Below are 13,830 nucleotides of genomic sequence, written 5' to 3' on the forward strand. Positions count from 1 at the left end.
TTGAAGTGAAAAACTACAACATCGCAAAAAATCAAAGCGGATTGATTAGTAATGTTTCCAAGCAAGCCCTCCAGCGAGCTGAAAATTTACCGCAAGGAATGCAGCAGCAAGTCGTTATTGATATTCGAGGGCAAGCTGTTACGCCTGTGCAGCGTGCGCAAATCGTTCGTGGAATAGTTGATAAGTCAAATGGGGCAATATCTCCCTCATCCATCAGGTTTAAAGCAGAATGAAAAATGTAGGTGTTCTTGCCGCAATGACAATATCTGTCTTAGGTCCAGCCTCTGACGTTGACTGTTTTTTTAAGTCAGTTGTGTTTTTTCTTGAGGGCGGCAAAAGAGGAAGCAGGTATCCCTTGGTTACAGAGAAGCTTTATTGCCGCTCTTTAAGCAAAAACGAACTGGCTGAGTTAAAGATAGATTTAGAGAGTGTAAGGGCTGAGTTTAATAGCATTCCTGCGGATAGCTTTGATATAAGCGCTTTCGGGGTGGACGAGGAAAATACTCGTTTGCTTTTGAGTGGTAATACTCTGGCTGATATCTTTGCTCGCTTCTTCAAAATTATTTTTGATGCTGTCGAATGTTCAGATGTTTTTTATAAAGAGTTTAATGAGTACGTCCCTTTAAGAATCGGCTTTACCGACGCGCCTGACTATATTTTTGATGTGAATCGTTCCGAAGACTTGTATAACTCTCTTGCTTCTGACGAGTTACCGTTCTGGCGTCGCTGATCTGTAGAAATTCTATTTTTTATTTAACACCGGCTTAACGCCGGTGTTTTTGCATCCGATTTGCAGCCCTTTTGCTATCTATTTGCTTCCCTTTTGCTCCCAGGTTGCATCCTTTCTGCACTCAGGTTGCACCCCTTTTGCACCCATCCTTACGACCTACGGTCTACCTGCTCAATCCGCCCTTTTTCAGCATGATTTTTCGCTCCTTAACAGGAGCAAAATCTCAATACACAACACGCGATAAAAGGGGACGGACCCCTTTGTTTATGAGTTACCCAAGGTTTGGGAGTCACTACTCGAAAAGAACTCGAGTAACGCCCGTGTTTATACACAAGCTGAATTTTTCAAGGAGTTCAAAAAATGAAGTTGAACCAGGCAGTCTTTAATGATCTTTGGAATGGAGAAAGAAGTGTCTGCTTTTTTGTACACTTTGGAAAATGTTATTGGATTATAGATGAAAAGTATAATTTCTCTCTTGACGCAGAAAAAGACTATCGTGCCTATCTTGAAGATGGTGATATAACACAAGAGCAATACGAACAATCATGTAAAATTTTCAGGGGCGGCATTTTGAAAATGACGTCGGAAAATTTTCCGCAGTATCTAAATGATTCAAGTGAAAAGATTTTGTCTTCAGGCGATTTGAAAAATTTTATTGCGGCTGATTATGAAGTCTTTGAAAAGGTTGAAAATTATTTTTTAACCGGTGATGGTTTGTCCTCAGCCCTATTTGAAAAGGCCAATATTATTAATTCCAAGCTTCCTAGGTTCTACATAAATTTTGATAGAAAAATTTTTATGCACATGGATGACGTGCGTGGTCATGAAAGTCTAGCTTATTCTAACTGGACTGCTGAATGCTTTGATTTTAGCTTTTTGATCCCTGCTCGCGAGCGGTACTGGATAGTGGCGGGCAATGACTATTGGAAACTTCGGTTTATATAAGCGAGAAAAGTGCAAAAGCGACAGCGGCAGATCCCAAGCTGGCTAGCCTTACCACTATCACGGACGGAATGAGGGCTGATCCTTACCGCCCGGACTGGCAGCGTACGTAGGTAACGAGCCGAGAGCGGTCGCGACGTCACCGTGACCGCCATCGGCGGCGATGTCACCAACGAGCGCAGCGTGACCTCGCTCGACAGCGACGTGCGGGGCCAACTGCATAAGGAATACGCCGACAACGCCGCCCGCATCGAAGCTGCCAACGACCTGAGCGTTTCGGCTGGCCGCGACATCAACAACATTGGCAGCACGCTCCAGACCGGCCGCGACCTGATCCTTAATGCCGGGCGAGACGTCAACATCGCCTCTGCGCAGGTTACCAACAGCCAGATACTCAGCCCTAAACGCACCAGCAGCGACATCACCCAGATCGGCTCGACCGCCAGCGCAGGCCGCGACCTCTCGGTACAAGCGGGGCGAGACATCAACGCCATCGCCAGCCAGATCGACGCCAAACGCGACATCGCCATGGCCGCGACCGAAGACGTCACCATCAGCTCGGCGGCGGATGAAGAGCACTCGTACAGCAAGAGCAAGAAGGTCAAAAAGCAGGAAGACCACGTCAGCCAGGTTCAGACCGAAATCACGGCGGGTGGGAGTGTTGCTGTGAGTGCCGGGCAAGATCTGACGCTGATCTCCAGTCGGATCGCTGCGGGTGATGAGGCGTACCTCGCCGCCGGAGACAAACTCGGCGTTTTTGCGGCGCAGGACAACGACTACTCGCTGTATGACATGAAGAAGAAAGGTCACTTCGGCGCCAAGAAAACCAAGCACGACGAAGTCACGCAGGTCACCAACATCAGTAGCGAGATAACTTCTGGCGGTGACATGGTCTTGGTGAGCGGTGGCAACCAGCATTACCAGGCCGCGAAGATCAACAGTGGCGATGATCTTATTATCAAGAGTGGCGGCTCCATAACGTTTGACGCGGTTAAGGACCTCCATCAAGAGAGCCACGAAAAAAGCAATACGAGCCTTGCGTGGAACTCCATGTCAGGCAAGGGCAAGACCGATGAAACCTTGCGCCAGAGTGAACTGATCGCCAAAGGCGCTGTGGCAATCAATGCGGTGGATGGCCTGCATATCGAGGTCAAGCAGGTTAATCAGCAGACGGTTAGCCAAGCGATTGATGCGATGGTCAAGGCTGATCCTGAACTGGCTTGGTTGAAGGATGCGGAGAAGCGGGGGGATGTTGACTGGAAGCTGATCAAGGAAACCCACGACGCTTATAAGTACAGCAGCTCGAGCCTGGGTCAGGGCGCGATGCTGGCGATCATCATTGTCGCGACTGTATTGACGGCTGGTGCCGCTAGCGCGGCAGTTGGCAGCGCTGCTGGTGCCGGTGTGGGAAGCGGGACCGCAATGGCAGCGGGTGGTAGCACCGCCATGGTGGAAGCCGGTACTGCGGTGGGGACCGCAGCAGCAGGGTGGGGCAATGTTGCAGCAACTGCCGCACTTACCTCCTTGGCGGGTACGGCGGCCGTGAGTGTCATCAACAACAAAGGCAATCTCGGAAACACGGTTAAAGATACCTTTAGCAGTAACAGCCTCAAGAACGCGCTCATTGCAAGCGTGACCGCGGGCATTATTGATTACGCAGACCAAAATTGGTTCGCCAGCGCGGGTGACGCCGCTAATGGCGGTTCAAAGGTTATTACAGCGGGGCCGACTCAAAATCCAGGCTACGCGTCGAGCATGCTGCAGCCTGACAGTTGGGCGAATACGCTGGCACGCAGCGGCACGCACGCTCTGATCAACAGCGGGGTTTCGACAGCGGTCAATGGAGGTAACTTCGGTTCCAATCTAGGTGGCGCACTTGTCAGCGAGGGTATCGACCTTGGTTCCGCTTTGGGGAACAAGGTCGTTGGAGATTTAGCCGGGGAGCTGCACATTGCGCCCGAACTTGTGCAAAAGGTCGTGCTGCACGCCGTCTTGGGTGGGTTAATTTCCAAGGCGACCGGGGGTGACTTCGCAAGTGGGGCGATCGCAGGCGGGGTGGCGGAAGGGCTCACGCCGCTAGCGAATAATTATCTGGCCCAGTACGTCAGTGATCGATTCTCAGCAGCTGACCTTACAGAAGCCGGAAGCCAAGCAAAAATCACAACAGGGCAACTCATAGGCTTAATCGCTTCGAGCATGGCGGGTGGTAGCGCTGCTACCGGCAGCCTCATTGGCGGCGCTGGCGAGAAATACAACAACGAACAACACCACAACCCGGTTGAGGAGGTCGAAGCCGAAATCAGGCACTCCGAGGGCTTGCCGATTCCCCCCCAGGAAGCGGCGGACCTTGGAATGCCTCCGATCCAGTCAATTGTTCCAGGTCCCCCAGTCATGGGTTTAGGTGGGGCGGCCGCTGTCGGAGGGATGTCTATCCCTACGATTGGCGGCCGGAAGCCGATAAACAGTCAGTATGCAGGAGGCCAGTCTCCCTCAGGCGTGGCATATAGCGCGAGCGGATTCCCCGACTTTTCTCCGTACGCAGTTTCAACTGTTGTGGTTGAGGGCATGACAGGTGTGTATAGAGTAGACTCAAGGTTAGCGAATCAGCTGGTAGGTTTGACGCAAACACCTCAAGGATTCGTTTGGCATCATGTCGAGGATGGGATGACTATGCAATTGATCCCGAAAGATGTTCATGTCGAAGCGCCTCACACTGGCGGTGCCGCTGTAATAAGAAACGGAGGGATAGATAAGTGAACATTGAAATTAAAAGTGTTGAGCCATATTCCGATTTCGAGCTTTCAGAACTAGAACGCTACTCAGGTGTCAGCGTTGATGATGAAATTCGAAAGTTTTTTAATGAGTATAATGGAGCGCGGTTTTCCCCGAGTGGACTTCAGGGGGATGTTCGAGAAGATGTAGGGGTTTCCGAGTTTCTTTCTATTGCGCAGATATTGATTGAAGTCCAGCAGTTTAGATTCAGGTCTGGGTACATTCCGATTGCTTTAGCTGAGGGTGGCAACTATGTGGTTATTGATCTTGTAAGTAAGGCCGTACTGTTCCTAGATCATGAAGTTGAAGACGGTTATCGTGAGATCGCTGCAGATGTGGATGATTTTGTGAAGCGTTTAATCCCCAACGCAGAAATTCAGGATGATTTTTCGGGTATGAAGGTGAAAAGCGTGTGGATAGATCCAGTATTCTTAGCGAGAATCAAATCTGGAGAGTTCAAATAGAAAAAGCGTAAAGGGGGGGGCGGTCGCTTTGTTCTCGTAGGGTATAAAATGGGACTGATCGCTTAACCGCGAGCAATGGATAATAGGACTAAAAGGGACTGACCCCTTTGTTCCAAGTAAGTTGCTCGATGGCTGAGTTGGCAAAGGTGCAGTTATTGAGGTGCGCCCATCAATTGCCGGCAATCTGAATGTGTACGAAAGTGGGGTCACTGAACCTGGCCAGTTCCATCACCAGGTTTATACGGATGGTTAATATGTCTATGATCCTAGACTGTCTTCCCGCCCCATCCCGAAAGGCGACTGGCAACAGCATATAATGATAAAAGGATAAAAGGGCAGGATAAAAGGGGACGGACCCCTTTTTACCAGCTATCACTGTTGGCGGGCAAGCTGTAGATGGCGTTGGTGACGTTGCCGGCGGTCTGGGGTCAAAAGGACTATCTATAACGATTGAGCCCAAAATTGTCGATCAGATGGGTAAGAGAGGCTGGACAGAAAGCTCTATACAGGATGCTATAGATAAACCGATAAAAACGGTTGTGACGAAAGATACTCGGTTTGATACCGTGTCGGGAAGCCGTCTAAATGATCCGGCTCCGGGTATATTGCTAAAGATGGCTCCTACGTAGTGAGGAACGACCGTACAGGCGCTATTGTTCAAGTCTCCAATAAGAATGACCCTAAATGGGTCGCCCCATGGGATTGATTATGAAAGAAGTTTCTATCAAGGATTTGCCTGTGATTCCTACATTGATATGGGAAGGGGTCCCTTTGTTCGATATCGCAGATGGAATTGGGCTTGTTGAATATTGTGAAAAAAATGATATTGCAGTTTTGGGTATGGAGGGTTTTGAAATCAGGGGTGATCAGCGGATCCCAGATATGGATTGTATTGTAGATTTTTCGGCATCACTCAGTGACGAGTGCTTTCTTGCCAAATCACTAGCGGCTATCAAGCGAATATTGAGTGGTTTGCCAAGTCATAGTCTTTTTCTTGAGTTTGTTCTGGTTAAAGGTTAGTTTGCTAAAAAGGAGAATCAAAGGGGGTGGACCCCATTTTTTCATTAATACTGCTCAATATCTCGAAATATCGCGAGTGGAATGTCAGAAGAAGATGCTGCTTTAAAGACTTGGACAGGCCAAATTTCCCAAAAGTACGGATACAGTAAAGTCGATAATATTGAATTCATTGGAGGTATTACTTATGTCACCTTCAAAAAATAGAAACTTGTTAGCGCAATTGCTGAGGATGAAAAGGGACGGGATAAAAGGGGGCTGACCCCTTTTTATCATGTCGCGAAAGGTGCGCAAATTGCACAGTACGCGACGACGTACAACCGTCAACTGCATGCTGAAGAGCAGAAATGGTTAGAAGATAACGCCAAGACGTTCGCTGATAAGTATGGAATCACCGAGCAGGCGGCGATGGAGCGGCTTAGCCAGCAGGCGCTTAAAGACACCGACATACTATGGCGTTCGGTATTAAGTGACGGAACTGACAGCGTTGCCGAGACATTCTTGGCAGGCGCGGGCCAGACATTTACCAACGAACTGGGAAACAAGCAGCAACTGTTCACCACATCGGGGAACCAGCTCTTCCGTCCGGAGATGTTCGCGGACACCGCAGACCCGAACTTCTATAAAGAGTTCGTGCAGAGCGGAATCAGCAGAGACCTGAGTAGCGGATTGCTAAAGGAGTTGAAAGACTCTGGTATTGCCTTGAAAGACGGTGCCGTTAGTCTGTATGACGCTGCCAAGAAAGACCCAGGAGCCGTATTTGGCGGCATTCTGTCCAGCTTGAAAGATGTGCCGGCAGGCGCTCTTGAGAGTTTTCAGGAGAGCGGCAAGGCCATAGGGGAAGGCGCCGCCGTGGCGCTGAGCCCCGAACTCTCAGATAAGCTCAACAGTATTTACGGACAAGATGTCGGCGGTGCCCAAAAAACGTTGCTCGCCATACGTATTTTCACGGCAATCGTTGGTGCTAAGTCGGTGGCTGAGGTCGTCGATGTCGTGGCTACCAAGTCAGCCGCGGCAATTGCGAAGGCCTCTGACAACCCACCGGCTAAAAATCTCAATGCGGACAGCGCGTTCACCGATAATGAAACAGGTTCGCCTGCTCATGCGGACGCCCCTGATCCTGATCTGCCTCCTCCTGCGGATTTACCCGCCGGCGGTGCAAAAGGGCCGGGCCAGGTTACCCCTGATGCAATAAGCCCCCCCAAGCTCAGCTCGGTTGAAGACCTGTTTGGGCAGACATTTGAAAGTATCCCGCTGTCGCACCTTCCCAATTGGAAGACCGGTTCGCTTGTAAATGATGGGGTGTTGGGCGAGCAACTGTCCCTTCAAACCCTTAACGAAAAAACCGGCCTCAATTTCAAACCTCTGCAAAACAGTAGCAACCACGGCTGCGATGGATGCGCGGTTGCGATCAATGGCGATACGATTACCGTGGTGGTGATGGATGCGAAGTCTTCGGTAAATGGCGTGAGTAAGGCCGGTACGCCGCAGGGAGATCCGGAGACGAGGTTGAGAGGGTGGTTGGGTAATAGCTCAATTGCCGATTCGGACCCAGCGTTACGTGATGCCTTGCGAGCAGCGCTGCTTTCTGAAAACGTCAAGGTCCAAGGCGTGACCGTCAAAGTCGGTGTTCCTGCCCCCGGTAAAACAGGTGTAGCAGAATTTAAGGTGGAACCATGGTCCAAGAAATAATTCAGTGCGAGCGCTCGGGCGTAAACCCGAAATGGCCTTCTTACAAAAGTGTGCTGGGGCGCATAGCGAAGGGGCCACATGTCTCGGATGAATATGAGATAGCCGGTATTCGCGGGTACGTTACTCGCGAGGATGCTTCGCTGAAGCGTTCAATGATGGTTCCAAACCGAAACAATGCAACAGATGCTCGTGCAGAATGGATGTCGGTGACAAGGGCTCACAAAGTACTTGCCACTGCAACGGGAAACGCGCGATGGCTTTCCGAATTGGCACACTGGATGCGTTACTACCAAGTAGGCATTTGGCAGTTGTTTTTTTGGGCGGGGCAGTTTGACGTTTTGGCTAAAGCCGTAGGTAATGACAGACGCCAACAAAACTACAGCATCCAAACCGCTGCCAACATGATGGCCGCCATGGCGATTCTGGGCTGGAAGGAAGCCGTCATCCACCAAGGCTATTTGACCCATGCGGCGCTCAACCGCGGTCATCAACTGGTAATCGAGTACGAAGAGCAGCACCGCCGCGCCCAAGCCTTTATGCTGCGTGTGTTTGCCGATTGGGTGGGCGATGTCTCGCACCAATGGCCTGCGTATGCTTACGACGAACCCATCTACGAAGCCTTATTGGCTAAGTGGCGCACTCCCAGCCCCGACGACCTGATGCCCTGTCTGTTGGCCGCGTGTGACCTCCACACTTGGCAAACCGGCAAAGAGAGCCAGAAGAACTCCTACGACTTCAATCAGGACTGGCACTTGGAGCGCGTGCCGGTGGAAATTCTCTATATCCTGCGCCTGCGCCAGTGGGAAGGTTTAGCCAATCCGCAGAAGATTGATCATCCGCTGCTGGCCGCGCCCTTTGATCAATTGCCGCCCGAGCAGCCAGTGCCTGAGTTGGACGAGTTGATGCAAGGTGTACTCAACCGTGCCAGAGAAGACTGGCCAAATTACGATGACGTGCTGGCTTTGCCAGCGCTGAAAGGTTGAATAGGGTGCAAGAGGAGCGACAACTGCTGGGGAGCCTGCTGGCGCACCTCCCAAAAATCCATTGCTTGATGATTCGATTTCGAGAGATTGGTGATCGTCTGGTCGTGAACCAAGGGCCAACACCTACCTGCGGACACAATTCTCGCGGTATGGTTCTGGATACGTTGGGCAAGGAGGTTGATGTAGGATCTCTTATCCAAAAAGGGTTAAAGGGGACGGACCCCTTAATTCACAAAATGCGCAAGGTGTTTATAGCGCTAAAATCCAAGTGGCAGATCCAGTCAATCCGGGACAGTTTTTGCCCAAGACGAACAATGGCGGTATGTCTACAATGTTTCCCGACTCTTGGACCGCAGATCGAATAAAAGTTGAAGTGGATGGAGCCTTTCAGACGAAGAAAATTGTGGGTAACAAATGGACGGGAACGACACCTAGTGGCGTCCAAGTCGAGGGATATCTGAGTCCAAAAACTACTGTATATCCAAAGCTTTAGGGGCATAAAATGAGATTGCATTTTTCGTGGGACGAGTCTGCTGAAACTCTTTCGCCGAGTGTTAGTTCAAGTGCTGTCAACAAAGACGGCGTTAGCCCACTTGCTTGTCTCTTAACTGATGATGGCGGGCAAGTGTTTTTAGACACCGTGCCGTGGTTGGATGAAGGTGTTAAACGAATAAGATCTGTTAAAAATTCTGATATTGATTTTGCAGATTGGAGTCGCGATGCTTGGGGGGCTGAGTTAACTAAAGAGCAGGTAAAAATTTATTCCCTCTATTGTGAAAGTTGCTTTGAGTTACTTGATATCGATTCGTTTGAGATGGCGCTATTGGCGTGGCTGAATTTCATTCAACTGAAGCCGGAGGTAGGAGTGATTCAGGAAATTGAAATCTAAACTACCATTTGGCGGAGCTGGAGAGTTGGTGCAAATGCAACTGCGGGGCGATAGACCGTGCTACTACTGGGATTGAATGAGGCAAGGGTATTCAAGGTCAAGGAATGCATTGGGGTAAAGGGGACAAAGGGTAAAAGGGGACAGACCCCTTAATCCGGAGGCGTGGGGTATTGCGAATGGTTCAAGAACCGGTAGCCGACTCCAAGAAAATTATGATTCCTGGATGAGAGTTGTACTAAGTATAAAAGCGGTCAGCCCCCTTTTTTTATACTTGAGGTGGCAACTGTGGATGTCATTGAATGCGCTTTTAATAAAATAAATATCAACGCCAGCCGTTCTGAACTCCTTGTTATGAATGCCGCATTTAATGAGGTGTGCAATGTGACAAAAGGGGGCGAATCCCTTAATTGAGTAGATCTTTCGATCCCAATTTGCAGAAGGTAGATGTAAGAGGGGTATGTATCAGAGGCGCCAATCTGTGCGACGCTAACTTAGCGGTTGCGTGGCAAGAGGAAACCGATTGGTCTGGTGCGCAATATGATAAAGGACTGTTTTGTCTAAATAATTCTAACCTGCACTCCATCGCGCTATTGGGATTTAGGTGAGAAGTCAAAAGGATTCGGACCCCTTTACTTCTTATGGGTTTTCACAACACCCTATACCTCAATTACGATGGCTTTTGCATCAATGACTAATGGCGCATGAAAGGGGATAAATCCCTTATTCTAAAGAGTTTAGTGATGCATATTGTTTTCTAAAGCTGTACCAGGAGCGCAGGTGGCGCTCGAACTAAAAAATCTTTCTCCGCTTAACGCGAAATACCAAGCACGATTTCAGCTAATTAACTCTACGCGCGCGGAGGCGACCGGGCCTGAATATTATCAGGCCCTAAGGCTTTAGGATTAGGAAGGCCGGCCGATTTGTTACGTGGGCAATCAAACCCATAGGGCAGCGAGCTCAAACCCAAACCCCCGCTGCAATCTCGGATGAGATGTCAACTAAACAACAGGATGTCAACAAATGCGTCTGCTCCACAAACTAGTAACCCTGGCTCTCTTCACACTCATCATCACCGGCTGCACCAACCAGAAATTCAAACCCGAATACCGCTCCCAGATCCACACCGTCAAAATCCTCCCAGTCGTCTGGTCCACCAAGGACATCACCTACATGGGCCGAGAGCAGGCATGGGGTGCGGCGCTGGGCGCAGGGGCGGGCGTGGCAGTGGGCGCGGCGACGAACGCCTCACACCTGGCAACGGCCGCGATGAGCGGAGCCGGTTTTGCGGCGGGGTATAAACTTGGCGACCTGGCATCGATGTCCACGGTTGACGCGATCATCTACAACCTCAACACCGCCAACATCGACCTGGGCAGCATGGTCAAGCAACGATTCGAAGAGCAGTTGTCCCAGACCGGGCGGTTCAAGGTGGTTGGCGAGCATGACGCGGCGGATGCGGAAATTCTTCTGACCGTCAACAACTGGGGGTTTGCGTTGACTCAGGGGTTTAGCAGCGTCGTTTATCCGACGATCACTGTCACCGGGAGCATGAAGCGTGGCGACCAGTTGATCTGGCAGCGAACTGAATACATCTCAGCATTCAATGGCGGCAACACGTTTGGCTATGAGCCTAAACGTTACCGCACGGAGCCTGAGCTCTTGCGCACTGCTCTGGATGGCATCTCGAAAATCGTTGATGAAGCCATCGTGAAGGACCTGAATCTTTAATAGTGTGGGTAAGCGGCAAGTTCTGATGAGTGACGTCCGAAAGGTACCCCAACCGCCGCCACCCCAGCTCCTTTGTAGGCAATTTCCCAGCACCAACGTTTAGCTTTCACGCAATTCCTTCAGAACCGCCCGGCAGAGATTTCCTTCGCGGCGCTTCATCCTTTCGCTCCTTGTTCAGCTGCGTGCGGCGCTGGGCAAAAATCTCAATAAGAAGAGTGCGGAGTGGGTGATGAAGGGTAGGAAAACGCTGTTGTGGCTGGGCTTGGCTGCGCTTGGCACGGAAGCATTGGCCGAGGCGCAGACGACCCGCGAGGAGCAGTTTCAATTGGGGGCGGTCAGGGCAAGCGTGGGTGTCGGCTTACTCAACGGGCAGGCGCAGGAGAGGGTGTATGACCCGTACAGTGGACAGAAGATCAGCCAACTGAACTGGCGCATGAAGCAGGTGCCGACGCTGCACCTGGGTTTGAGCTACCAGCCGGTGAACTGGCTGTCCCTTGATCTGACCGGCTGAACGCGGGTGGCGAAGGGCAACGCTCATATGAAGGATTACGATTGGCTGGACGGTGAGCATGCGGACTGGAGTGACTACTCCGATCACCCGGACACGCAAATCACCAAAGCCTGGCAGGCGGATATCGCGGCGACGGCCTGGGCGCTGAAGCGTGATCATCTGGCCTTGGGCGTGATGCTCGGTTATCAGCGAAACCAGTTTGGCTGGCACGCGAGAGGCGGTCGATACATCTATTCATCGGACGAAGGGTTCCGCGATGAGTCTGGAGAATTCCCGGTGGGCGAGAAGGGCATTTCCTATCAGCAGACCTACGACACGCCTTACCTGGGTCTGGTGGGCCTCTACCATTTCCGCAACTGGACGCTGGAGGGCAAGTTCAAATACAGCCAGTGGGTCCGGGCGCGAGATCATGATCGCCATCATTTGACCGGCGTGAACTATGAAGGCGAAAACGGTAACAACGGGCGTATGCAGAGCCTGGGTGTAGCGCTGACGTATCAGGTCAACCCGCAATTTTCACTGAAGGCCGGGGTGGATCATCAGGTGTACGCGGAGACCAAGGGCAGCACCTTGATAAACGATACCCAAAGCGGTGATCGTTTCCGTGTGGAGGGCAACGCCAGCAGCCAGTCCGCCAAGACGACGATGTCCACTTTGGCGCTTACGTACGCCTTCTGAGCCGTGCTGCGAACCGTGCTGGCGCCGAACTGCCCGGCACGGTTTGCGACTGAATTGACAGTCCACGGCCCAGCTACGCTACACGCCTCGGATGCGCTCGATAACTCCCAGTGATAACGCGCCAATCAGCGCCCCGTTGCTTAACAAAAGATAACGTCATGTCGATTGTCATACCTTTCCAAAGCTGACTAGGATGGGGTCGCTTCGGTGAGGCCACTTCGTGTGCAGGCTAGAGCGCCTGCGCTGTCAAAATGGCCTCCTCAAGCACCTAATAAAAATAAAGGAAGGGGTAGCTCCATGCGTGAGCCCGTCATTCGGCGCACTCGGTTTGCGGTCATTCGGTGCCATTTCAGTGCCCGGACGCTTTTCAATAGCCTGCCTCTCCACGCTGCTCTGTCGCTGCTTATCTCCCCGATCTTCTGCGGCCCAGCCCTCGCCGCTGACACTACGCCCGCTGACGCCCCCGCTCACGATGGCGATTCCGCCGTCTACGCCCTCGAATCCGCAAAAGCCTCCCGCAGCCTGCTGCTGGACGTGACCCATGCCGGCAAGCGCATGGTGGCGGTGGGGGATCGCGGCCACATTCTCTATTCCGACGACCAGGGCAAAACCTGGACTCAGGCCAAGGTGCCGACGCGTCAGATGCTCACGGCGGTGTATTTCGTCGATGACCAGCACGGCTGGGCCGTAGGGCACGATGCGCAGATACTTGCCAGCAGCGATGCCGGCGCCACCTGGACCAAACAGTTCGAAGACCTCAAGCGCGAAGCACCGCTGCTGGATGTCTGGTTCAAGGATCTGACCACCGGGATTGCCGTGGGTGCCTATGGCGCTGTGCTGGAAACCACCGACGGCGGCCAGCACTGGGAAGACATCGGCGACCGTCTGGACAACGAAGACCAGTTCCACCTCAACGGCATTGCGTACGTGAAGGACGCCGGCCTGTTCGTGGTCGGCGAGCAGGGCAGCATGTTCCGCTCCCCGGACGATGGCCAGACCTGGGAGAAACTCGAAGGCCCTTACCAGGGCTCGCTGTTCGGTGCGCTCGGCACTGCGGAGTCCAACACGCTGCTGGTTTACGGCCTGCGCGGCAACTTGTTTCGTTCAACCGATTTCGGCACCACCTGGGAGCCCGTCCCGCTGCAGGGTGAGCGCGGCCCCCTGGAATTCAGCATCGCCAACGCCTCGCTGATGCCGGACAACGCCATCGTGCTGGTGGGCAACGGCGGCAGCGTCATGCGCAGTACGGACGATGGCCAAAGCTTCACGGTCGCCAATCGCCCCGACCGGCTTTCGTTGTCCGGCGTTGCTGAAGACGATAAAGGCAATCTGGTTCTGGTGGGACAGGGCGGCGTTCGCGTCACCTCGCCGACGGGCGCTGACAGCGCTCAACAATAAGAACAAGCAGGCGAGGACACGTTTCC

General features: G+C 52.2%; 11 protein-coding genes and 3 pseudogenes. All 14 read left to right on the top strand.

Annotated elements, in window-relative coordinates; all coding sequences use genetic code 11:
• The first annotated feature begins 5 nt into the window (after positions 1-5).
• The 14 genes and pseudogenes from ACYAR8_RS06740 to ACYAR8_RS06805 all read left to right on the top strand — a co-directional run bounded on the left by ACYAR8_RS06740 (position 6) and on the right by ACYAR8_RS06805 (position 13,804).
• Positions 6-233, top strand: a complete 228-nt coding sequence (locus ACYAR8_RS06740; protein ID WP_141537443.1) for a hypothetical protein — start codon at positions 6-8, stop codon at positions 231-233.
• Positions 230-730, top strand: a complete 501-nt coding sequence (locus tag ACYAR8_RS06745) for an Imm70 family immunity protein (protein WP_090406889.1) — start codon at positions 230-232, stop codon at positions 728-730. The genes ACYAR8_RS06740 and ACYAR8_RS06745 overlap by 4 nt, the downstream gene beginning before the upstream one ends.
• Before the next feature lie 360 nt (positions 731-1,090).
• Positions 1,091-1,675: a hypothetical protein gene (locus ACYAR8_RS06750; RefSeq protein ID WP_463579445.1), complete on the top strand. Its 585-nt coding sequence runs from the start codon at positions 1,091-1,093 to the stop codon at positions 1,673-1,675.
• Positions 1,676-1,798: 123 nt separating this feature from the next.
• A pseudogene (locus ACYAR8_RS06755) lies at positions 1,799-4,429 on the top strand (DUF637 domain-containing protein); the annotation flags it as partial.
• On the top strand, positions 4,426-4,908 hold the full coding sequence (locus tag ACYAR8_RS06760) for an SMI1/KNR4 family protein (RefSeq protein WP_074893731.1): 483 nt from the start codon (positions 4,426-4,428) through the stop codon (positions 4,906-4,908). The pseudogene ACYAR8_RS06755 and the gene ACYAR8_RS06760, both read left to right, overlap by 4 nt.
• 473 nt (positions 4,909-5,381) lie before the next feature.
• Positions 5,382-5,614, top strand: a pseudogene (locus tag ACYAR8_RS06765) (colicin E5-related ribonuclease).
• Complete coding sequence (locus ACYAR8_RS06770; RefSeq protein ID WP_175514230.1) at positions 5,593-5,928, top strand: hypothetical protein; 336 nt, start codon at positions 5,593-5,595, stop codon at positions 5,926-5,928. The pseudogene ACYAR8_RS06765 and the gene ACYAR8_RS06770 overlap by 22 nt, the downstream one beginning before the upstream one ends.
• Positions 5,929-6,333: 405 nt before the next feature.
• Positions 6,334-7,617, top strand: coding sequence for a hypothetical protein (locus tag ACYAR8_RS06775; protein ID WP_463579446.1), 1,284 nt, complete (start codon positions 6,334-6,336; stop codon positions 7,615-7,617).
• Positions 7,618-7,925: 308 nt separating this feature from the next.
• On the top strand, positions 7,926-8,600 hold the full coding sequence (locus ACYAR8_RS06780; protein ID WP_074893751.1) for a hypothetical protein: 675 nt from the start codon (positions 7,926-7,928) through the stop codon (positions 8,598-8,600).
• A gap of 187 nt (positions 8,601-8,787) precedes the next feature.
• The gene (locus ACYAR8_RS06785; RefSeq protein WP_463579466.1) at positions 8,788-9,093 is read left to right on the top strand and encodes an EndoU domain-containing protein; all 306 of its coding nucleotides are present in this window, start codon (positions 8,788-8,790) and stop codon (positions 9,091-9,093) included.
• 9 nt (positions 9,094-9,102) lie between these two features.
• Entirely contained in the window at positions 9,103-9,489 is a 387-nt protein-coding gene (locus ACYAR8_RS06790) for a hypothetical protein (RefSeq protein WP_463579447.1), read from the top strand.
• 1,020 nt (positions 9,490-10,509) lie between these two features.
• Positions 10,510-11,217 carry a hypothetical protein gene (locus tag ACYAR8_RS06795; protein WP_463579448.1) on the top strand — a complete coding sequence of 236 codons (708 nt, stop codon included), beginning with the start codon at positions 10,510-10,512 and terminating at the stop codon, positions 11,215-11,217.
• A 229-nt stretch (positions 11,218-11,446) separates the two neighbouring features.
• Positions 11,447-12,406: pseudogene (locus ACYAR8_RS06800) on the top strand (omptin family outer membrane protease).
• A 297-nt stretch (positions 12,407-12,703) separates the two neighbouring features.
• A complete protein-coding gene (locus ACYAR8_RS06805; RefSeq protein ID WP_463579449.1) occupies positions 12,704-13,804 on the top strand; it encodes a WD40/YVTN/BNR-like repeat-containing protein in 1,101 nt (366 codons plus the stop codon).
• Positions 13,805-13,830: the final 26 nt, after the last annotated feature.

This window comes from Pseudomonas sp. HP_01 (genome assembly GCF_055284355.1).

What these genes read in the sequence shown, in the direction of transcription:
- ACYAR8_RS06790 (WP_463579447.1), top strand. Translation starts at nt 9,103, where the DNA reads ATGAGATTGCATTTTTCGTGGGACGAGTCTGCTGAAACTCTTTCGCCG.
- ACYAR8_RS06775 (WP_463579446.1), top strand. Translation starts at nt 6,334, where the DNA reads ATGGAGCGGCTTAGCCAGCAGGCGCTTAAAGACACCGACATACTATGG.
- ACYAR8_RS06805 (WP_463579449.1), top strand. Translation starts at nt 12,704, where the DNA reads ATGCGTGAGCCCGTCATTCGGCGCACTCGGTTTGCGGTCATTCGGTGC.
- ACYAR8_RS06745 (WP_090406889.1), top strand. Translation starts at nt 230, where the DNA reads ATGAAAAATGTAGGTGTTCTTGCCGCAATGACAATATCTGTCTTAGGT.
- ACYAR8_RS06770 (WP_175514230.1), top strand. Translation starts at nt 5,593, where the DNA reads ATGGGTCGCCCCATGGGATTGATTATGAAAGAAGTTTCTATCAAGGAT.
- ACYAR8_RS06750 (WP_463579445.1), top strand. Translation starts at nt 1,091, where the DNA reads ATGAAGTTGAACCAGGCAGTCTTTAATGATCTTTGGAATGGAGAAAGA.
- ACYAR8_RS06795 (WP_463579448.1), top strand. Translation starts at nt 10,510, where the DNA reads ATGCGTCTGCTCCACAAACTAGTAACCCTGGCTCTCTTCACACTCATC.